This window comes from Devosia sp., from assembly GCF_028290625.1.
Taxonomy (GTDB): Bacteria; Pseudomonadota; Alphaproteobacteria; order Rhizobiales; family Devosiaceae; genus Devosia.
On the sequence record NZ_JAQGJM010000011.1, the window covers coordinates 77,524 to 97,447 of the forward strand.

Below are 19,924 nucleotides of genomic sequence, written 5' to 3' on the forward strand. Positions count from 1 at the left end.
CACAACATATTTGCCTGTCATACGTGTTTGTCGAGGTCCCGATGTTCAATGCCTTTCGCACCACCGTCCTGCTGGCCGCGCTGACCGCGATCTTCATGGCGGTCGGCTACTTCATCGGCGGCACCGGCGGCATGATGATCGCCTTCGGGGTGGCACTGGTGACCAATCTCATCGGCTACTGGAATTCCGATCAACTGGTACTACGCATGCAGAATGCCCAGCCGGTCGAACGCTCCCGCGTGCCCGAGCTCTATGACATGGTCGATACCCTGTCCAAACGAGCCGGTATTCCGACGCCCGCGGTCTATGTGATCGAAACCGACCAGCCCAATGCCTTCGCGACAGGGCGCGACCCCAATCACGCCGCGGTCGCCGTCTCCACCGGCCTGCTGCGGAGCCTCGAAACCCGCGAAATCGCCGGCGTCATCGCCCACGAACTGGCCCATATCCGCAACCGCGACACGCTGACCATGACCATCACCGCCACCTTCGCGGGTGCGATTGGCATGCTGGCGCAGTTCGGCTTCTTCTTCGGCGGCGGCAATAACCGCAACAATCCGCTCGGACCGTTCGGCGGCATCCTGATGTTGATCCTCGCCCCAATGGCCGCCGCCTTGGTGCAGATGGCCGTCAGCCGCACCCGCGAATACGAGGCCGACCGCGATGGCGCCGAGATTTCCGGCGATCCGCTGGCTCTGGCCTCGGCGCTAGGCAAGATCGCCGCCAGCGCCGGGCACACCGTCAATGTGGCGGCCGAACGCAGCCCCGCCATGGCCCACATGTACATTATCAATCCCCTGTCGGGCCGGGCCATGGACAACCTCTTTTCCACCCACCCCGATACCGCCAATCGCATTAATGCGCTGCGCCAGCTTGCGGCGGAGATGAGTGTGGACGATAAGGGCCGCAGGCCTCAGCCCCGTCCAACCCCGCAGAATGCTGCGCCGGTGAGTGGCGGCGGCTGGCGCGTGCCGACCGTCGGACGAACCGACGAGGATGGCGGACAACGGGGTCCCTGGGGCTAAGAGCACCTATTGGCTAAGTCTAAAAAACCTGAACCGGCGGGGCTTGCGCTCCGCCTTGCCGCCGCCCAGCGCCTGCGCGCCGTCCTCAATGGCGACAATTTCATTCCGCTCGGGGCGAGCGATGTTGCCGACAGCCGCGACCGCGCGCTGGCCAACCGGCTGATCACCACGGCCCTGCGCCGCCAGGGCCAGCTCAACTTCATCATCCATGCGCTGCTCGATAAGGGCATGCCCAGCAAGTCCGGCAGTTTTGAAGCCGTGCTGCGCCTGAGCCTGGCACAACTGGTGTTTCTGCCCGATCTCGGCGCCCATAGCGCGCTGTTCCTCGCCGTCGAAGCGGTCAAACGCGACGCCAAGGCGCGCCACCTATCCGGCCTGATGAATGCCGTTTTGCGCACCGCGCAGGCCAATTCGGCCAAATTCTCCATGCTCGAAGACGACCTGCTGATCCCCGACACCTTTGGGGATACCTGGCTCAAGGCCTATGGGGAGGACGCCATCGATGCCTTCACCGAAGCATTGCTGGCCGGCGCGCCGCTGGATATCACCCTCAAGCAGAACGACGCCGACCTCATCGAAGCACTGGGCGCCAGCCCGGTGATCTCCGATACGGTCCGCGTCGATACTCGCGACCGCCCGGTCGAAGCCCTGCCGGGCTTTGCCGATGGAAACTGGTGGGTGCAGGACGCCGCCTCCGCCATTCCCGCGCGCCTGCTGAACCTGCCCGCCGGCTCGCGCGTGCTCGATCTCTGCGCCGCACCCGGCGGCAAGACCGCGCAACTAATCAAGGCCGGCTACACCGTCACCGCGCTCGACAACGATGCCAAGCGCATCGAGCGGCTCAGCGAAAACCTGGCCCGCCTCAACTACAGCGCCGACATCGTCACCGCCGATGCCGGCACTTACGCGCCCGCCGGTCTCTTCGATGGCGTGCTACTCGATGCGCCCTGTTCGGCCACCGGTACCTTCCGCCGCCACCCCGAGGTAATCTGGCACCGTTCGGTCGCCGACGTAGAAGGCCGCGTCCGGCTGCAGCGATCCCTGCTGATCAATGCCCTGCGCTGCCTCAAACCCGAAGGCGTGCTGATCTATTGCGTTTGCTCGCTGGAGCCCGCCGAGGGCGAAAAGCAGGTGCAGTGGGCGCTCGACACCCTGCCGGGCCTCGATCTGCTGCCGATTTCCAAGGATGAAATGGCCGGCCTCGAACAGGCTGTGCTGCCCTCGGGCCTAGTGCGCACCCATCCGGGCATGCGGCCCAATAACCTCGATGGCGGCATGGACGGCTTCTTCGTGGCCCGCTTTCGTCGCCGCTAGGTCGTGCGGACAGTTGCGTCAGGCCGGAGCGAAAATGGTGGTTTTCGAGACCCGGAGCGCAGCGTACGTTTGTACGTGAGCACCGGAAGCGCAGAAAATCGTCATTTGCAGCCCGGCATCACCAACTGGCCACACGAGCTGAACCTTGCGGGGATTACCGGCCGTGGTTACGGACAGGTTAACTTCATGATGCTAGTCTGCGCCATGCAAGTGCGAACCAGAAGACGCCCGAGACCAACCTATTGAGCGGCATGACCACACACATTTGCGCGCCGGCAGGAAAGCCGGCGAGGCAGTCCTGATGTTGGAAGGGGTTCGCTTTGGCACGCGCCGGCTGGCGCTGGGCGTCGCCGACTATGTGCTGACCGTGCCGGCTTTGCGCTGGAGCTGGACGGGCCTGGCCGATGACGCCTTTGCGGGCGATCTGCCCGAATTCCGCCCCAGCGACCGAGAAGCCGTGCGCGAAATGATGGCCGGGCGTTACCTTTTGGCCTCCAAGCTGATCGAAAGCGGCGGCACCTCGCCCTTTGGCCTCGAGGTCGACCATGCCGACTGGCTGTGGAGCCTCAACAGCTTTTCCTGGCTGCGCCATTTCCGCGATGTGCGCGACGCCGGCGAACGCCGCTTTGCCCGCACCCTTGTGCTCGACTGGATCGGCCGCGACGGCCAGTTCACCCGCGACACCTGGGCTCCGGCGCTCTGCGCCCAACGCGTACTCAACTGGCTGCGCCACCTGAGCCTGCTGCTCGAGGACGCCAATGCCGACCAAAGTCGCACCATCCAGCGCTCGCTCGGCACCCAGATTCAATCGCTGAAAGTGCGCCGCAAGCTGGCGGGCGACCCCACCGACGAGATGTTCGCCGCAATTGCGCTGGTGGGCGCCGAACTGTGCGAACAGGGCGACAAGGTCAATATCGACAAATATGTCGAGCGGCTCAACCTGCTGCTCGATGTGCAGCTCGACAATGACGGCATGCATATGTCGCGCAATCCGCGCCTGCAGATGCAATTGCTGGTCGAACTGGCCAGCATTCGGCGCGCCTTGGGCAGCCACAAGACCGAGGCCAGCGGTGAACTGGCGGCGCAGGTCGAGCGCATGCATGAAAGCCTCGACGCGCTGACGCTCGGCTCGGGCGAGCCGGTTTATTTCAACGGCTGTGGGCAATTGCCCCACGACGTGCTGATTGCCGTGCAGGCCAATGGCTCGACCCGCAAGCGCAAGAGCATGCTGCTGGGCGGCTACGGCATTTTGCGCGACGGCGACGCGGTGGTGGTCGCCGATAGCGGTCTGGTGCCGCCGCCCGGCCTCGCCAATGAGGCCCATTCCAGCGCGCTGGCCTTTGAATTCAGCCACGGCACCGAATTGATCCTGGGCTCCTGCGGCCCCGCTCCGTCTGATCTGCCGGCCAGCAAGCCGCTGTTCCGCCAGGGCATCGCCCATTCGACCCCCACCATCGATGCCGAAGACGCCCAGCCGGTGGCGAGTTCAGGCTCCAGAGCCGGAAGGCTGCTGCAGGCCGGGCCGGCGCCGGCAATGACCCTGCACGCCGCCGATCATCTTCTTACTTTAACCACCTCAGGCTATGCCAAGCGCTTTGGCGTAACCCTCGAACGCCGGCTGACCCTGCTGTCGGGCGGCACGACGCTGGTCGGCCAGGACCGCATGATCGCTGCCGGCGGGACCGCCAAAGGCCTGCTGGCCGTGCGCTTTCATCTCGCGCCGCGCGTCGCGGTGCGCCGCATACGCGGCGAAAGCATCGTGCGGCTGGTGCTGCCCAATGGCGCAGTGTGGAGCTTTTTGTGGGAAGGCGCCGAATTCCACGAGGAAGACAGCGTGCGCCAATCCTCCTATGTGGGCTTTGCCAAGACGCGGCAACTGGTGCTGGAGGCCGAGGTCAATCCCGGCGCCGAAGTGGCATGGATCTTTACGCTGGAACAGCCTTAAGCCTTTGAAGTCATAAGTCGGGCACAACGCACCCCACCCACGGTCCTTCCCGCGGGCCCCTCTCAACCCGGCACAAGCGGCAAGAGGCCCGCGGATCAAGTCCGCGGGAAGGGACGGCGATTGTGAGAACGATCACAGCTCAATCCGCCTACCCCTCATGCCCTTTCCCCGGTTCCCCTGCCCCCAACTTCGTGTTAGCCACCGCCCATCATTCCAGCGCGAGGCAAAATCATGGAAACGGTCAAGATCACCCGAGCCCTTCTTTCGGTGTTCGACAAATCCGGCATGACCGACTTTGCCAGGGGCCTCTCCGATGCGGGGATCGAGCTGGTCTCGACCGGCGGCACCCACAAGCTGATCAGCGACTCCGGCCTGCCAGTTCGTGAGATTTCCGAATTGACCGGTTTCCCCGAAATGATGGACGGCCGCGTCAAGACCCTGCACCCAAAGGTGCATGGCGGCCTGCTGGCCGTGCGCGACAACCCCGATCACAAGGCCTCCATGGACGCCCACGAGATCGGCCCGATCGATCTGGTCGCGGTCAACCTCTACCCGTTCGAAAAGACCGTGGCCTCGGGCGCCAGTTATGACGACATCATCGAGAACATCGATATCGGCGGTCCCGCCATGGTGCGCTCGGCGGCCAAGAACCACGCCTTTGTGACCGTCGTGGTCGATCCCGCCGACTATCCGGCTATTCTCGCCGCCATCGCCGAGACCGGCGGCGTGCCCTACGCGTTGCGCCAGCGGCTCGCCGCCAAGGCCTATGCCCGTACCGCCGCCTATGACAGCGCCATCTCGACCTGGTTCGCCAAGGCGATCGATTATCCCGAAATCCCCTATCGCTCCTTCGCCGGCTCGCTCCGCGAAGTGATGCGCTATGGCGAAAACCCGCATCAATGGGCCGGTTTCTACGCCAATGGTGACACCCGCCCCGGCGTCGCCACCGCCAAGCAGGTTCAGGGCAAGACGCTGAGCTACAACAACATCAACGATACCGACGCGGCGTTCGAACTGGTCTCCGAGTTCGATCCCGCCACCGTCGCGGCCGTCGCCATCATCAAGCATGCCAATCCATGCGGCGTAGCCGTGGCCGGCGATCTCCTGACCGCCTACAAAAACGCCCTGCGCACGGATCCGGTCAGCGCCTTCGGCGGCATCGTGGCGCTCAACCGCGAACTCGACGCCGCGACCGCCACCGAAATCGTCAAAGTGTTCACCGAGGTTATCGTCGCGCCATCGGCCACGCCCGAGGCTGAAGCCATCATCGCCGCGAAAAAGAACCTGCGCCTGCTGCTGACTGGCGGTCTCGCTGATCCCAAGGCGGATGGACTGACCGTGCGCTCCGTCGCCGGGGGTCTCCTGGTCCAGACCCGCGACAATCGCAATGTCGATGACAACGAGCTGCGCGTCGTCACCAAGAAACAGCCCACCGACGCCGAAATGGCCGACTTGCGCCTGGCCGCCAAGGTGGCCAAGCACGTCAAGTCCAACGCCATCATCTATGTCAAGGATGGCGCCACCGTCGGCATCGGCGCCGGACAGATGTCCAGAGTCGACTCCGCCCGCGTCGCCCATCGCAAGTCGATCGACGCCGCCGAAGCGGCCGGGATCACCGGCGCGCTGACCCAGGGTTCGGTCGTCGCCTCCGACGCCTTCTTCCCGTTTGCCGATGGGCTTGAAGCCCTGGTCGCCGCCGGCGCCACCGCCGTGATCCAGCCGGGCGGCTCGATGCGCGACGACGAGGTGATTGCCGCCGCCGATGCCGCCGGCATCGCCATGGTGGTCACCGGCATGCGCCACTTCCGGCACTAGGCCGTTTGGCGCGCACTCTTCCACCTTCCTCTTCTTCCTTCCCGCGGGCCTGACCCGCGGGCCACTCGCCCCTTGTGCCATGCTGATAGAGGCCCGCGGATCAAGTCCGCGGGAAGGGCGGTGGTTGGGGACAGATCAAGCTTGAGCCGGATATAGCCGGCGCAGCACCTGGATGGGAAGCTCCATGAGCGCCGGCAGCGGGTCGTCCAGCGCGAAGATCGCCGGGCCGGCGCGCAGCGACAGCGAGCGGCCGGCAGCGTAGCCAAGGCCGCCGCTGCGCTGCAGCGACTGCACCAGCGACAGGGCATTGGGAATAGCACGGACCCAGCTTGCGCCGTAGGTCGGCTTGAGACCGATCGGCAAACGCCCCTTCGCCATGGCAGCCGCCAGCATCGGAAAATCCAGCCCCGCAGCCGCACCCAGCCCGATCCAGGCCCAGATACGCGTATTGACGTCGAGCAGTTTCAGCCGATCATCGCGCGCGTCGAGCTTGAATTCGACTTCGACCAGCCCGTGATAATCGACCGCCTTGAGTAGTGCCTGCGCCTCGGCCAGCACGCGCGGCTGCTCGGTAGTTTCCACAAATGGGCTGGTGCCAAACTCGGCGGGAAACTGCCGCGACCGTCGGGCCGTCAGCCCGCACACTTCCACGCCCCGGTTCCAGAGCCCCGCATAGGAGAACTGGCTTTCCCCACCGCCGGGGATCAGTTCCTGCACCACGAAACCGCCCGGCCCCATGTACTCCGTCGCCAGCGCATATTTCTCGGCATAGTCCGCCGCGTTTTCGGCCTTCCACGCTTTGGCCTTGGTCAGAGGATTGGATTTTTCCGTTGAGGACGGCTTGATCACCACCGGAAACCGCATCTCGTCCGCCGGCCGATCCGCCGCGATGCCATCGGCATAGACACGCGGATAGTCGATCCCCAGCGAATCGGCGAGGCGATAGAGCTGCGCCTTATTGTTGAGCTGTTCCAGCGCCGCCCAGTCCTGCGTGACCAGCGTAAATCGCGCCGCCAAGGCGGAAAAGTTCTGCGCCACGAACTGCACTTCCGCATCGCCGCTGGGCAGAAGCAGCCAGCCATTCATGCCCAGCCGGTCGGCGGCCGCGAACAGAACGTCTAGCGCATTCAGATCGCCCGGTCCCCGCCAGGGCACATGATGGGTCACATAGCGCGAATATTGCGCCACGCTGCGCGCAGCGCTGAAATAGCCGACCGCGATGCCCTGTCGGCCAAAGCTGCGCGCCACGGCGAGGCTCCCGTAGGAGCCGCCGAGGATAATCGCTCCAGCGATTTTTGGATCACTCACCGCAGGCCCGATCACACTGAGAACACCGCACGATGGACCACACTGGGAGAAAGATTAAGTTCCGCAACGGCTTATTCTTAGCGGGACGCCGTAAAGAATTGATGAGTTGAAAGCCCCTGGAAAATATCGCCGCGCCGTCCTTCGAGCCGCTGCGTCAGCACGCCAAGGCTGATCGCCCAGAACACTTCGGCGCCCAGCGTCGCCAGCGCGATGCCGACCAATCCCCAGAGCGGCGTCAGCACTGCGGCCAGCACGACCAGCAGCACCACGGCCACCACGCAGGTCGCTGCACTGCGCACCTGATGGCCGCCCAAGGCGAGCAGTTGCCCGTTCATGCCACCCATCACCCGCACCACCTGGCTGATGAGAAAAATCAAGAGCGGCCAATAGCCTGCGGCGTAATCGGGCCCGAATAGCGCCAGCACCAGATGGCCGAACACCAGCACGAACAGCGTAGCCGCCAACATGGTGGCGAGCCCGGTAATATTGGTGCGCCACAGCAGCGCATCGACCTCGCCCCGGCCGAGCCTCGCCATCGCCGACACCAGATCGCGCAACACGAATTGTTGTGAGGCCGAACTGAAAAATCCTACCAACGCTGCCACTCGCACCGCCACGCCGAGCACGGCGACATCGCTGGGGGCGAGGAAAAATCCGCCGATCAAAACGACGAGATCAGCCGTTGCCCCGGCCACGACGGTGAACATCAGCATCGCCGCCGCCCGTCGCCGGTAGAAGCGTCGCAGATCGCGCGATGGTTTTGCCCGGCCGCGCACAAAGGCGTTGTCGGCTCCGAGCAGTATCGCCTGTCCGACCGCGACCGCGACCGCGATAACCACCATGGCCACCAGCACATAATCGATATTGCGCTGCACCCCGAGCAGCACCATGGCGCCAATGAAGGCCAGCAGCAGTGCCGGGCGCACTACGAAATCGGGTGCATAGGAGAGGGTAAAGCGCTTCTGCGCATTGGCCGCGCTGTTGTTCAGGCGGATCGCCGCCAGTGGCACAGCGGCCAATGTGCCGTAGAGGAACGCCTTGGCGGTATCGTGATCGGGCAGCAGCACCATGGCCAGCAGCGACAATGCCACCAGCACCACGGCGACGATCATCATGTCGCGCCGCGCCGCATGGAGAAACGCCCAGACCAGTTGGCTGCGCCCAAAGGCCTGGAACCGCGCCAGATAGGTCAGCGCGATAGTGTGATAGCCGCAGGTGATCAGCAGGCTGACGAACGAGGTGACGCTGATGGCGAGGAACGCCACGCCCACATCATGGGGCACGAAGGCGCGCGCCAGCACGATCTGGCTGACAAAGCCAAACCCCGCCCCGGCCAGTCGCGCTCCCATAAGCCCGAAAACCGGCATGATGACCTGCCAGAACGATCGCATCCATGGCTCCATGGCGGACGCCCAATAGCTCGTCCCGCCGCGCCTGATCTATGGGCCGGCAGGCATGAGAATTCGGTTAAATGGCGCTCTCCTAACTACGCGCAAACGCCAGTGTGATCCAAAACCGTACCCGGCGGTACGCCAACGCTTGACCCATCGCCGCTTGCGGCTTAGAACGGCTCCAAACTTTGCTGTCTTTTGCTGGAACACCGATATGACCAAGGCCCGCACGCTCTACGACAAGATCTGGGACGACCATCTGGTCCAGAACAACGAAGACGGCACGAGCCTGCTCTATATCGATCGCCATCTGGTGCATGAAGTGACCAGCCCCCAGGCCTTCGAGGGCCTGCGCATGAACAACCGCAAGGTTCGTCACCCCGAGCGCACGCTCGCCGTGGTCGACCACAATGTGCCCACCACTGATCGCAGCCTACCCAATCCGGACCCCGAAAGCGTCATCCAGATCGAGGCCCTGGCCGAGAACACGCGCGATTTCGGCATCGAATATTATGACGCCTTCGATCATCGCCAGGGCATCGTGCACATCGTCGGCCCCGAGCAGGGCTTTACGCTGCCGGGCATGACCATCGTGTGCGGCGATAGCCACACCTCGACCCATGGCGCGTTCGGCGCCCTGGCCCACGGCATCGGGACGTCCGAAGTCGAGCACGTATTGGCCACCCAGACGCTGATCCAGCAGAAGGCCAAGAACATGCTGGTGCGGGTCGATGGCAAGCTGCCGCCCCATGTCACCGCCAAGGACATCATCCTCGCCATCATCGGCGAGATCGGCACGGCCGGCGGCACCGGCCACGTCATCGAATTTGCGGGCGAGGCCATCCGCGACCTCAGCATGGAAGGCCGCATGACGGTCTGCAACATGACCATCGAAGGCGGCGCCCGCGCCGGCCTGATCGCGCCCGACGAAAAGACCTTCGAATACGTCAAGGGCCGCCCGCGCGCGCCCAAGGGCGAAGCCTACGACATGGCCGTCGACTATTGGCGGACCCTCAACAGCGACGAGGGCGCGGTCTATGACAAGGTCGTGGTTCTCGACGCTGCCAACCTGCCGCCGATCGTCTCCTGGGGCTCCTCCCCGGAGGACGTGATTTCGGTGCTGGGCGCCGTGCCTAATCCCGACGATATCGCCGACGAGAACAAGCGCGCCTCCAAATGGCGCGCGCTGGATTATATGGGCCTCGTCCCCGGCACTCCGATCACCGAAATCGCCGTCGATCGCGTCTTTATCGGCTCCTGCACCAATGGCCGTATCGAAGACCTGCGCGCCGCCGCTGCCGTGTTCAAGGGCAAGAAGGTGGCGTCCACCGTCAACGCCATGGTGGTGCCCGGCTCGGGCCTGGTCAAGGAACAGGCCGAGGCCGAGGGTCTCGATATCATCTTCAAGGAAGCCGGCGCCGAATGGCGCGAGCCCGGCTGCTCGATGTGCCTGGCCATGAACGCCGACAAGCTCAAGCCGCAGGAACGCTGCGCCTCCACCTCCAACCGCAATTTCGAAGGCCGCCAGGGCTTCAAGGGCCGCACTCATCTGGTGTCGCCCACCATGGCTGCCGCGGCGGCCATTGCCGGCCACTTCGTCGATATCCGCGAGTGGCAATAAGCCCCAACCAGTGGGGAGAGCGCCTGGCGCCCTCCCTCGACGACTTCGAGGCTTTGGCACGCGAAGCGCTCTATAGCCTGCCCGAGCCGTTTAGGTCGCTGGCATCAGATATTACCTGTTCGGTCGCCGAGTTCGCCGAAGAGGACGTGCTCGAAGAATTCGACATGGAAAGCCCGTTCGAGCTGATGGGGCTGTTTGTCGGCACCGGCCTCACCGAGGGCGGCGCCGTGCCGCAGACCGGCCAATTGCCCAACAATGTCATCCTCTACCGCCGCGCCATCTTGGACTACTGGGCTGAGAATGAGGGCGACACGCTGGGCGAAATCGTCACCCACGTGCTGGTCCACGAAATCGGCCATCATTTCGGGTTTTCCGATGACGATATGGAAGCGATCGAGACGGCGGCCGAGCGGGAATAAGGCTTCGGGCCACTAATGACCCCACTCCCGCCGGTCTTCCCGCGGACTTGATCCGCGGGCCACTCGCAGCCAGCGCGACACTCGGACAGGCCCCCGGATCAAGTCCGGCGAAGGGGCAGTGGAACGGCACCATCAGCACGGCTTCACTCGCAATTGAGCGCGTCCTGTCCCAAGACCTTGAAAATCCTGAGGGTTCGCTCCCGCTCAAAGGTTGCGTTAACGCACCTCCTCTATGCTCGCGTGGCGAGGGAGTGGACGCCGTGGCCCAAGTTGATGTGTTCTCATTGGCCGCCGCCATAACGGCGCTGCTGCTGGCGGTCGCCCTACTGGTCGCCTATGCGATCAATCGTCGACTGAAGGCCTTTGTCTGGTGGGCTGGCAGTTTCGTCTTGCTGGCGCTGTGGCTGGGGACGATGACACTGCGCTTCGGCATGCCGGTTGGCTGGATCAAGTGGTTCAGTTGGGGCAGCCTCTATGCGGCGGCGTGCCTGGTTGCCTATGGGCTGCACCACGCCGGCGCGACCCGCACCAGTCCCATTGGCCGCATGCTGGCCTGTGGCGTCCTGTTCCTGATCACCGCCACCATCCTGACGCTGCTGCATGCGCGTCCGCATTACTGGTTTCTCATCGGCCCCCTTCCCACCCTGGTGTTCATGGCGTGGTCTGCCGTGCTGGTCTATCGCGCGGGCGCCTGGGCCTATGGGCTGACGCTGAGCATCGGTGTCGCCACCATCATCATGCTGCAACTGATCCATCCGGGCGGCCTCGCGCGCGCCCTCGCCCCGGACCGGCAGCCTGCCGTGCTGCGCGGCGCCTTGGGCGCGGGCAGCGATCCCGGCCAGGCGATAGCCCTCGATCCACCACCACCCATGCGCGGTCTCCTCGATTTCACGCCGCCACCAGGTCCGCACCCGCCGGTGGAGCAACCCTTGACGGCGACGCTGATTACCGTCGTGGCGCTGCTCACCCTGGCCATCGCGCTGGTTCTGCGCGACATGCTGGCCGAGCTGGACAGGATGCGGGAGCGCTCGACCATCGATGCGATGACGGGCCTGCTCAATCGCGTCACATTCGAAGAAACCGCGGCCGCCCTATTGCGCGAGCCCAGCGCCCGGCCGGTCTGCGTGATCCTGTTCGACATCGACCATTTCAAGCGGGTCAACGACACGGCCGGACATGCGGCGGGCGATCGGGTGATCGCCCGGCTAGGCCAGCTTCTGCGGGAAATGACGGCACTGCACCAGACGGCCGGTCGCGTCGGTGGCGAGGAATTCGCGGTTGTTCTCGGCGGGAGCGATCCGGGGGCGGCGCGAGTTTTCGCCGATACGATCAGGGCGGGTCTTTCGGCGTCCGATTTCGGCGACGAGATCGGCTGGGGCGTAACTCTCAGCGCCGGTATTGCCATGCACCAGGAAGGTGAAAGCCTGCACGCTCTGATGGCCCGCGCCGATATGGCGCTTTATGCCGCCAAAAAAGGCGGGCGCAACCGGGTCATCACGCAAGACGTCGCAGAAGATCGGCCTCGGCATGCCCGGCAAATCAATCTCGCCGCCAGCGCATAAGGCCCGCCTGATTTAGCCCCGCTCGACGAACTCGAACTCCGCCTCGCTGCCGCCCGAGGGATCGTCCGACACGCGTAGCGACAGCTTGTTGGCATCCAGCGCCTCGAACCATTCCTCCCAGCTCACGAGCTGATAGCCACCGACACGGTCGGGACCTTCATTATTGTCCGAGTTGAGCGCCTCCTGCCCGAAGGTCAGGTTGAGCAGCGTGCGGCTGCCGGTGCCGTCCGGGGTTTCCATCAACATCGGATTGCCGCCGCGCGCCGTCGCCCATTGGCGGATATCGTCGCGCGATGTCAGAGTCTTGGCCATGTGGCGCTCCTGGATTGTCTCTATCGGACAATCGTGGGCGCCCTTTATGGTTCCCGCAAGCGGTCTCTTAGCTTTCCACCGCCACGTCCAATGCCAGTTCCACCATTTCGGTCAGCGAGCTTTGGCGCTCGTCGGCGCTGATTTCCTCATGAGTGATCAGGCAATCGGTCATGGTGCAGATGGTCAGCGCCTTGACGCCGAAACGGGCCGCCAGCGTATAAAGCACCGCGGCTTCCATTTCGACGCCCAGCACCCCGTGCTCGGGCAGCTTGTCGTAACCCGCAAAGCCGTCCGCATGATAGAAAATGTCCGAGGACAGCAAATTTCCGGCGTGAAAGCGCAGTCCCGCGGCCTCGGCCTTGTCGGCGGCGGAGCGCAGCAGCCCGAAATCGGCGATCGGGGCGAAATTGAAGGCGCCAAAGCGCCCCTTGACGATGGAACTGTCGGTCGAGGCGCCCTGGGCCAGGATCACGTCGCGCACCTTGACCTTGGCATTGAGCCCGCCGCAGGTGCCGACGCGGATTAGCGATTGCACGCCGTAAACGTTGATCAGCTCGTGCACATAGATGGCCAGAGATGGCTGGCCCATGCCGCTGGCCTGCACCGATACCGGCTTGCCCTTCCAGGTGCCCGTATAGCCCAGGCAATTGCGCACCGAATTGACCAGGCGCGGCGCTTCGAAGAAGGTTTCGGCAATCCATTTGGCGCGCAACGGATCACCCGGCAGCAGCACAGCGGGGGCGTAATCGCCGAGCTTGGCGTGGTTATGCGGGGTCATGGCGCGCTCCTGTGAGAATAGGTGCGCAAACTGCCATCGCAACGCAGAGCCAGCAAGCCGCGTTGAATGGGTATTGCGATTGCCAGAGGAGGACGACATGGCCGATACCATCGAAGCCAAGGTAACTCACAAATCGCCGGCCCGCGCGGCCGCAATCTATGACGCCTGGCTCGATCCCAAGCAGATTCGGCTGTGGATGACGGCGTCACTCAAGCAAAGCGGGCTGGCGGGCGAAATGCTCGCCTGCGGCACCGATCCCGTCGTGGGCGGGGCTTTCCTGTTCACCGACCGGCGCGACGGGCAGGAAGCGCGCCATTGGGGCCATTACCGCCATCTCGACCGGCCCAGGAGAATCGTCTTCACCTGGATCACCAGCGATGCGGTGGCCAATGATCCGTCCAAGGTGACGCTGATCATCGAGCCCGACCCGGACGGCCCCGGCGCGGTGGTGACCCTCTATCATGAGATGCTCGCCAAATGGGACGAGCATCGCGAGCGCACCGAACGGAGCTGGCGGCAGATGCTGGAGCAGGTCGACGTTTTGCTGACCAGGCCTTGACCCGCAGAAGTCCTGGTCCGCATAGGTCTTGACCTTGTCATGGTTGAAGTCCATTTACGCAAAACTGGACGAGGAGCCCAATCATGGTCGCGAAAATCTTCATTGATGGCGAAGCTGGCACGACGGGCCTGCAAATCCGCGATCGGCTGGCCGGACGGCGCGACCTCGAACTGCTGTCGATCCCCGCTGACCGGCGCAAGGATATCGGCGCGCGGGCCGAATTGCTCAACGCCGCCGACGTGGCGATCCTGTGCCTGCCCGACGATGCGGCCCGGGAAAGCGTCTCGCTGATCACCAATTCGACGACGCGCGTCATCGACGCCTCGACGGCGTTCCGGACCGATCCCGAATGGGCCTACGGCTTTGCCGAGATGGACAAGGATCAGGCCGATGTGATCGCCAATGCGCGCCTCGTCACCAATCCCGGCTGCTGGCCGCAGGGGCTGATTGCGGGGCTCCGGCCGCTGGTCGAGGCCCGGCTGGTGCCGGCCGATTATCCGATCAGCTATCACGGCGTCTCCGGCTATACGGGCGGCGGCAAGCAGATGATTGCCGAATATGAGGGCGCGGCCACGCCGAGCCAGTACATGCCCTATGCGCTGACCTTCGTGCACAAGCACCTGCCCGAAATGGCGTTCTATGCCCGGCTCAACCGCACACCGCTGTTCGAGCCGGTTGTCGGCAATTTCGCGCAGGGCATGACCACCACGGTGCCGCTCCATCTCGACCTCATGGCGGAGATTTCCACCGGCCGTGATCTGCATGCAGCCCTTGCCGATTACTACGCCTCCATTCCCGATAGTTTCGTGCGGGTTGCTCCGTTCGCGTCGGGACAGACCAAGTCGGCCGCGCTTGATCCGCAGGTGCACAATGGCACCAATACGATGACCCTGCATGTGTTTGCCAACGACGACCACCAGCAGGCCGTCATCGCCGCCGTCTACGACAATCTCGGCAAGGGCGCCTCGGGCGCCGCAGTGCAGAATTTGAACTTGATGCTGGGTGTGGACGCCGCGATGGGTCTGGCGGCCTGACCTTTCTGCCTCCCTTCTCCCCTTGCGGGAGAAGGTGCCCGAAGGGCGGATGAGGTGTCGCGATCTCGCCGCAGTTTGCTGATGCGGAGGCAACCCCTCACCCGGCTTGCCCGCTGGACGCGGTCAAGACGCCCTCTCCCGCAAGGGGAGAGGGGTGACGACTGAGAGCGTGGTGGTCCCAACCGAACGGATTCCCCCAATCGCGGCTTGACCGCGTACCCAAGAGTACGGCATGAAAGCCCCAACCAAGGAAGGCTTTCCCATGGACAAGTTCACGACATTGACCGGGGTCGCGGCGCCGCTGCCGATCATCAATATCGACACCGACATGATCATCCCCAAGCAGTACCTCAAGACCATCAAGCGGACGGGTCTGGGAACGGCGCTGTTTTCCGAGATGCGGTACAACGAGGACGGCACCGAAAACCCCGATTTCGTGCTCAACAAAGCCGCCTATCGGGGCGCCAAGATCATCGTGGCCGGCGACAATTTCGGTTGCGGCTCCTCGCGCGAGCACGCCCCATGGGCCCTGCTCGATTTCGGTATCCGCTGCGTGATCTCGACCAGCTTTGCCGACATCTTCTACAATAACTGCTTCAAGAACGGGATTTTGCCCCTCGTTGTCTCGCCCGAGCAGCTCAAGCTGCTGCTGGATGATGCCGAGCGCGGCGCCAACGCGACGCTGACCGTCGACCTGCAAGCCCAGACCGTGCGCGGCCCCGATGGCGGCGAGATCCATTTCGACATCGACCCAAGCCGCAAGCAGATCCTGCTTGAGGGCCTCGACGATATCGCCGGCACGCTGAAGTCCGATCCGGCCATTTCCGGGTTCGAAAACAAAATGGCGGAAAACCGCCCCTGGCTCTAACCAAAGGCCCAAAAATGCAGCGCGTTTCTACCGGTTCGCCCTTCGAGGCGACTTTTGGCTATTCCCGCGCTGTGCGCCACCAAGACACCGTCTATGTGTCGGGCACCACGGGCTATGATTACGCCACCATGACCATGCCCGACGATGTCGGCGTGCAGGCCGCCAACGCGCTCGCAACCATCGACAAGGCGCTCAAGGAAGCCGGCTCCTCGCTTCAGGACACCGTGCGAGTGGTCTACTACATCGGCGACCGCAATGACGTGAACGCCGTCGTCGCCGCCGTCGGCCCGGTATTCCGGGACATCCGCCCGGCCGCCTCGATGCTGATCGTGCAAATGATCGAAGCCGGCATGAAGGTCGAGATCGAAGTCACCGCCCGCATCGGCGCGAGCAACAGCTAAACGCCATGGAAATCGTGCTCGACGCAGCGCCGACGGAGGCCGACCGCAAGGCGATCCAGGATGCACTGGTCGCCTTCAATCGGTCCAAGACCACGCTGCGCGATTATCGCGATGTCGCGGTGCTAATCCGCGATGACGCCGGCACCACCATTGGCGGGCTTTCGGGCTACACCTCCTATCGCTGGATGTTTATCGAACTGCTATTCGTGCCCGAAAGCCTGCGCGGCCAGAATATCGGCACGCAGATCATGGCTCAGGCCGAAGCCCATGCGCGCGCGATGGGCCTCGTCGGTATCTGGCTCGACACCTTCTCGTTCCAGGCCCGCCCGTTCTATGAAAAGCTGGGCTATTCGGTGTTCGGCACCATCGAGGATTACCCGCCCGGCGGCGCCCGCTATTTTCTGTCCAAAACCCTCTAGGTCCGCGAGATCACCATGACCCATTCCCTGTTCCTGCTTCCCGGCGACGGCATCGGCACCGAAATCATGGCGGAGGTGGAAAAGGTCATCGCCTGGACCAATGCCGAACAGCTCACCGATTTTGTCACCGACCGGGGCCTTGCCGGCGGCTCGGCCTATGACAAGCATCAGGTGGCCATCACCGACGAGGACACCCAGAAGGCGCTGGCCGCCGATGCGGTGATGTTTGGCGCGGTGGGCGGGCCCAAGTGGGACCATGTCGCCTATGAGCAGCGCCCGGAAGCCGCGCTGCTGCGCCTGCGCAAGGAAATGGCGGTGTTCGCCAACCTCAGGCCCGCGATCTGCTATCCGGCGCTGGCCGATGCCTCCTCGCTCAAGCGCGAACTGGTCGAGGGCCTCGACATCCTGATCGTGCGCGAGCTGACCGGCGGCGTCTATTTCGGCGAGCCCAAGACCATCACCGATCTGGGCAACGGCCAGAAGCGCGGCATCGATACCCAGGTCTACGAGACCTATGAAATCGACCGTATCGCCCGCGTGGCGTTCGACCTGGCCCGCACCCGCAACAATCGCGTGCATTCGGCCGACAAGAAGAACGTCATGAAGTCCGGCGTGTTGTGGGACGAAGTGGTCAAGGGCGTCGCCCAGGATTATCCCGACGTCAAGCTGGAGCACATCCTGGCCGACAATGCCGCCATGCAGCTGGTGCGCAATCCCAAGCAGTTCGACGTGCTGGTGACCGACAATCTGTTCGGCGACGTGCTGTCGGACGAAGCCGCCCAGCTCACCGGCTCCATCGGCATGCTGCCCAGCGCCTCGCTGGGCGACAAGAAGGCGAACGGTTTGCCGTCGGCCTTGTACGAGCCCATACACGGCTCGGCGCCCGACATCGCCGGTCAGGGCCTGGCCAATCCCATCGCCTCCATCCTCTCCTTCGCCATGTGCCTGCGTTATTCCTTCGGCATGAAGGACGAGGCGGCGCGTCTGGAAAAGGCGGTGGACCAGGTGCTGGCCGACGGCTTCCGCACCGGCGACATCATGCAGCCGGGCATGACCAAGGTCGGCACCACGGCCATGACAGATGCGATCCTCAAGGCGCTGGATAAGTCCGCCTGACTCTCCATGGCCGGCCTTGAGCCGGCCATCCAGAGTCGCAATCACGGTATCTGTTGCCCTGGATGGGCGGGTCAAGCCCGCCCATGGTGAGGTGTTTAGTCGCCCTTCAGATCACGACGCGCCTGATGCAACAGCGGCTCGGTATAGCCGCTCGGCTGTTCCTTGCCCTTGAACACCAGGTCACACGCCGCCTTGAAGGCGATGCCATCGTAGGCGGGCGCCATGGGCTGATACAGGGGATCGCCTTCATTCTGCTGGTCGACCACCTTGGCCATGCGCTTGAGGGTTTCGGTCACCTGTTCCGGTTTGCAGATGCCGTGCTGTAGCCAGTTGGCGATATGCTGGCTGGAAATGCGCAAGGTGGCGCGGTCTTCCATCAGCCCGACATTGTGGATGTCCGGCACCTTGGAACAGCCGACACCCTGATCCACCCAGCGCACGACATAACCCAAAATGCCCTGGGCGTTATTGTCCAACTCCTGCTGCACTTCGTCTGGCGACCAGTTGGGGCGGTCGGCCAAGGGGATGGTGAGGATGTCCGACAGTTTGGCGCGCGGGCGCGACTTCAGCTCATCCTGCCGCGCCTTCACATTGAGCTGGTGGTAATGCAGCGCGTGCAAGGTCGCGGCGGTGGGCGACGGCACCCAGGCGCAGCTGGCGCCGGCATTGGGATGGCCGATCTTGGCTTTCAGCATGTCGGCCATCTTGTCGGGCATCGCCCACATGCCCTTGCCGATCTGCGCCTTGCCCTGGAAACCGCAGGCCAGGCCAATATCCACATTCTGGTCTTCATAGGCGGACAGCCATTTGCTGGTTTTCATTTCGCCCTTGCGCACCATCGGCCCGGCATACATCGAGGTGTGCATCTCATCGCCGGTGCGATCCAGGAAGCCGGTGTTGATGAAGACGATGCGGTCCTTGGCGGCGCGAATGCATTCCTTGAGATTGGTGGAGGTGCGGCGTTCCTCGTCCATCACCCCCATCTTGATGGTGTGGCGCTCCAGCCCCAGCAGGTCCTCGATGCCGTCGAACATGGTGTTGGTGAAAGCAACTTCGGCGGGGCCGTGCATCTTGGGTTTGACGATATAAATGCTGCCCTTGCGGCTGTTGGCTTTGCTGCCCTTGATGTCGTGCAACGCGATCAGCGAGCTGACGACGCCGTCCATCAGCCCTTCGCCGATCTCGCTGCCATCCGGCAGCAGGATGGCGTCGCTGGCCATCAGGTGGCCGACATTGCGGATGAACAGCAGGCTGCGGCCGGGCAGGGTGAGCGGCTTGCCATCGGCGCCGGTATAGGTGCGGTCCGGATTGGCGCGGCGCTCCAATGTTTTGCCGCCTTTCTCGAAGCTGGCGCTCAGGCTGCCATTCATCAGGCCCAGCCAGTTGGCATAGGCGTCGGCCTTGTCCTGCGCATCCACCGCGGCGATGGAGTCTTCGCAGTCCATGATGGTGGTGATGGCCGATTCCAGCACCACATCGCTGATGCCGCACCTGTCGGTCTTGCCGATGGGCGTGGTGCGGTCGAGATGGATTTCGATGTGCAGATTGTTGTGCACCAGCAGAATGACGGACGGCGCATCGACATCGCCGACATAACCCTTGAATTGCGACGGGTTCTTCAGGTCCGGCTTCAGCGAACCATTTTCAATCGTCAGCGCGCCAACGTCTTTCCACGAACCGCCCGCCAGCGGGACTGCCCCGTCCAGCACGCCGCGGGCAAGGGCGATGACTTTCTCGCCGCGCTTGGGGTTATAGCCCTTGCCGGCGGCCAGCTCGCCGTCCTGCGCAATCGCATCAGTGCCGTACAGCGCGTCATACAGGCTGCCCCAGCGCGCATTGGCGGCGTTGAGCGCAAAGCGCGCATTGGTCAGCGGCACCACCAACTGCGGTCCCGCGATGGTGGCGATTTCCGGATCGACATTGGCGGTGGCGATCTGGAAGTCGGCGCCTTCGGGCACCAGATTGCCGATTTCTTTGAGGAAAGCGGTGTTGGCAGCCGCATCGATGGGGCGGGCCGGGTTTGCCTTGTGCCAGCCG

18 protein-coding genes are annotated in these 19,924 nt (G+C 63.9%); 13 read left to right on the forward strand and 5 right to left on the reverse strand.

From position 1 onward, the window contains the following. The first annotated feature begins 41 nt into the window (after nucleotides 1–41). The 4 genes from htpX (at nucleotide 42) to purH (ending at nucleotide 6,099) form a co-directional block, all read left to right on the forward strand. Nucleotides 42–1,025, forward strand: a complete 984-nt coding sequence (gene htpX, locus JWR51_RS05770) for a zinc metalloprotease HtpX (RefSeq protein ID WP_299744944.1) — start codon at nucleotides 42–44, stop codon at nucleotides 1,023–1,025. 9 nt (nucleotides 1,026–1,034) lie between these two features. Then, the gene (locus tag JWR51_RS05775; protein WP_299744946.1) at nucleotides 1,035–2,339 is read left to right on the forward strand and encodes an RsmB/NOP family class I SAM-dependent RNA methyltransferase; all 1,305 of its coding nucleotides are present in this window, start codon (nucleotides 1,035–1,037) and stop codon (nucleotides 2,337–2,339) included. 301 nt (nucleotides 2,340–2,640) lie between these two features. Further along, nucleotides 2,641–4,284, forward strand: coding sequence for a heparinase II/III family protein (locus tag JWR51_RS05780; RefSeq protein WP_299744949.1), 1,644 nt, complete (start codon nucleotides 2,641–2,643; stop codon nucleotides 4,282–4,284). Between the two features lie 231 nt (nucleotides 4,285–4,515). Next, nucleotides 4,516–6,099, forward strand: a complete 1,584-nt coding sequence (gene purH / locus JWR51_RS05785) for a bifunctional phosphoribosylaminoimidazolecarboxamide formyltransferase/IMP cyclohydrolase (RefSeq protein WP_299744952.1) — start codon at nucleotides 4,516–4,518, stop codon at nucleotides 6,097–6,099. 135 nt (nucleotides 6,100–6,234) lie between these two features. Here purH and JWR51_RS05790 read toward each other — a convergent pair whose 3' ends face one another. Beyond that, entirely contained in the window at nucleotides 6,235–7,407 is a 1,173-nt protein-coding gene (locus JWR51_RS05790; RefSeq protein ID WP_299744954.1) for an ATP-grasp domain-containing protein, read from the reverse strand. A gap of 77 nt (nucleotides 7,408–7,484) precedes the next feature. Beyond that, on the reverse strand, nucleotides 7,485–8,798 hold the full coding sequence (locus tag JWR51_RS05795) for a hypothetical protein (RefSeq protein WP_299744957.1): 1,314 nt from the start codon (nucleotides 8,796–8,798) through the stop codon (nucleotides 7,485–7,487). A gap of 214 nt (nucleotides 8,799–9,012) precedes the next feature. Between JWR51_RS05795 and leuC the strand changes: the two genes are divergently transcribed. From leuC to JWR51_RS05810, 3 genes are all read left to right on the forward strand, one after another. Beyond that, the gene (gene leuC / locus JWR51_RS05800; protein ID WP_299744960.1) at nucleotides 9,013–10,419 is read left to right on the forward strand and encodes a 3-isopropylmalate dehydratase large subunit; all 1,407 of its coding nucleotides are present in this window, start codon (nucleotides 9,013–9,015) and stop codon (nucleotides 10,417–10,419) included. Then, a complete protein-coding gene (locus JWR51_RS05805) occupies nucleotides 10,410–10,838 on the forward strand; it encodes a metallopeptidase family protein (RefSeq protein ID WP_299744963.1) in 429 nt (142 codons plus the stop codon). Before leuC ends, JWR51_RS05805 begins: the two co-directional genes overlap by 10 nt. 260 nt (nucleotides 10,839–11,098) lie before the next feature. Beyond that, nucleotides 11,099–12,400: a GGDEF domain-containing protein gene (locus tag JWR51_RS05810; RefSeq protein ID WP_299744966.1), complete on the forward strand. Its 1,302-nt coding sequence runs from the start codon at nucleotides 11,099–11,101 to the stop codon at nucleotides 12,398–12,400. A 12-nt stretch (nucleotides 12,401–12,412) separates the two neighbouring features. On the opposite strand, the gene JWR51_RS05815 is transcribed toward JWR51_RS05810, so the two are convergent. Continuing rightward, the gene (locus tag JWR51_RS05815) at nucleotides 12,413–12,712 is read right to left on the reverse strand and encodes a hypothetical protein (RefSeq protein WP_299744969.1); all 300 of its coding nucleotides are present in this window, start codon (nucleotides 12,710–12,712) and stop codon (nucleotides 12,413–12,415) included. 67 nt (nucleotides 12,713–12,779) lie between these two features. Then, on the reverse strand, nucleotides 12,780–13,490 hold the full coding sequence (deoD, locus tag JWR51_RS05820) for a purine-nucleoside phosphorylase (RefSeq protein WP_299744971.1): 711 nt from the start codon (nucleotides 13,488–13,490) through the stop codon (nucleotides 12,780–12,782). A 97-nt stretch (nucleotides 13,491–13,587) separates the two neighbouring features. On the opposite strand from deoD, the gene JWR51_RS05825 reads away from it, so the two are divergent. The 6 genes from JWR51_RS05825 to leuB all read left to right on the forward strand — a co-directional run bounded on the left by JWR51_RS05825 (nucleotide 13,588) and on the right by leuB (nucleotide 17,887). After that, complete coding sequence (locus JWR51_RS05825) at nucleotides 13,588–14,049, forward strand: SRPBCC domain-containing protein (protein WP_299744974.1); 462 nt, start codon at nucleotides 13,588–13,590, stop codon at nucleotides 14,047–14,049. Nucleotides 14,050–14,132: 83 nt separating this feature from the next. Next, nucleotides 14,133–15,083, forward strand: a complete 951-nt coding sequence (gene argC / locus JWR51_RS05830; RefSeq protein WP_299744976.1) for an N-acetyl-gamma-glutamyl-phosphate reductase — start codon at nucleotides 14,133–14,135, stop codon at nucleotides 15,081–15,083. 262 nt (nucleotides 15,084–15,345) lie between these two features. After that, nucleotides 15,346–15,951 carry a 3-isopropylmalate dehydratase small subunit gene (leuD, locus tag JWR51_RS05835; protein WP_299744991.1) on the forward strand — a complete coding sequence of 202 codons (606 nt, stop codon included), beginning with the start codon at nucleotides 15,346–15,348 and terminating at the stop codon, nucleotides 15,949–15,951. Nucleotides 15,952–15,965: 14 nt separating this feature from the next. Next, nucleotides 15,966–16,352, forward strand: coding sequence for a RidA family protein (locus tag JWR51_RS05840; RefSeq protein ID WP_299744979.1), 387 nt, complete (start codon nucleotides 15,966–15,968; stop codon nucleotides 16,350–16,352). A 5-nt stretch (nucleotides 16,353–16,357) separates the two neighbouring features. After that, on the forward strand, nucleotides 16,358–16,771 hold the full coding sequence (locus JWR51_RS05845; protein WP_299744982.1) for a GNAT family N-acetyltransferase: 414 nt from the start codon (nucleotides 16,358–16,360) through the stop codon (nucleotides 16,769–16,771). 15 nt (nucleotides 16,772–16,786) lie between these two features. Further along, nucleotides 16,787–17,887: a 3-isopropylmalate dehydrogenase gene (leuB, locus tag JWR51_RS05850; RefSeq protein ID WP_299744985.1), complete on the forward strand. Its 1,101-nt coding sequence runs from the start codon at nucleotides 16,787–16,789 to the stop codon at nucleotides 17,885–17,887. Between the two features lie 95 nt (nucleotides 17,888–17,982). On the opposite strand, the gene JWR51_RS05855 is transcribed toward leuB, so the two are convergent. Continuing rightward, nucleotides 17,983–19,924: malate synthase G (locus JWR51_RS05855; RefSeq protein WP_299744988.1), on the reverse strand; the 1,942-nt coding region annotated here is incomplete at its 5' end.

Excerpts from the sequence above, each read along its gene's own strand:
- htpX (WP_299744944.1), top strand. The coding sequence starts at position 42 with ATGTTCAATGCCTTTCGCACCACCGTCCTGCTGGCCGCGCTGACCGCG.
- deoD (WP_299744971.1), bottom strand. The coding sequence starts at position 13,490 with ATGACCCCGCATAACCACGCCAAGCTCGGCGATTACGCCCCCGCTGTG.
- argC (WP_299744976.1), top strand. The coding sequence starts at position 14,133 with ATGGTCGCGAAAATCTTCATTGATGGCGAAGCTGGCACGACGGGCCTG.
- leuC (WP_299744960.1), top strand. The coding sequence starts at position 9,013 with ATGACCAAGGCCCGCACGCTCTACGACAAGATCTGGGACGACCATCTG.
- JWR51_RS05795 (WP_299744957.1), bottom strand. The coding sequence starts at position 8,798 with ATGCGATCGTTCTGGCAGGTCATCATGCCGGTTTTCGGGCTTATGGGA.
- JWR51_RS05845 (WP_299744982.1), top strand. The coding sequence starts at position 16,358 with ATGGAAATCGTGCTCGACGCAGCGCCGACGGAGGCCGACCGCAAGGCG.
- purH (WP_299744952.1), top strand. The coding sequence starts at position 4,516 with ATGGAAACGGTCAAGATCACCCGAGCCCTTCTTTCGGTGTTCGACAAA.
- JWR51_RS05780 (WP_299744949.1), top strand. The coding sequence starts at position 2,641 with ATGTTGGAAGGGGTTCGCTTTGGCACGCGCCGGCTGGCGCTGGGCGTC.
- JWR51_RS05825 (WP_299744974.1), top strand. The coding sequence starts at position 13,588 with ATGGCCGATACCATCGAAGCCAAGGTAACTCACAAATCGCCGGCCCGC.
- JWR51_RS05815 (WP_299744969.1), bottom strand. The coding sequence starts at position 12,712 with ATGGCCAAGACTCTGACATCGCGCGACGATATCCGCCAATGGGCGACG.
- leuB (WP_299744985.1), top strand. The coding sequence starts at position 16,787 with ATGACCCATTCCCTGTTCCTGCTTCCCGGCGACGGCATCGGCACCGAA.
- JWR51_RS05840 (WP_299744979.1), top strand. The coding sequence starts at position 15,966 with ATGCAGCGCGTTTCTACCGGTTCGCCCTTCGAGGCGACTTTTGGCTAT.
- leuD (WP_299744991.1), top strand. The coding sequence starts at position 15,346 with ATGGACAAGTTCACGACATTGACCGGGGTCGCGGCGCCGCTGCCGATC.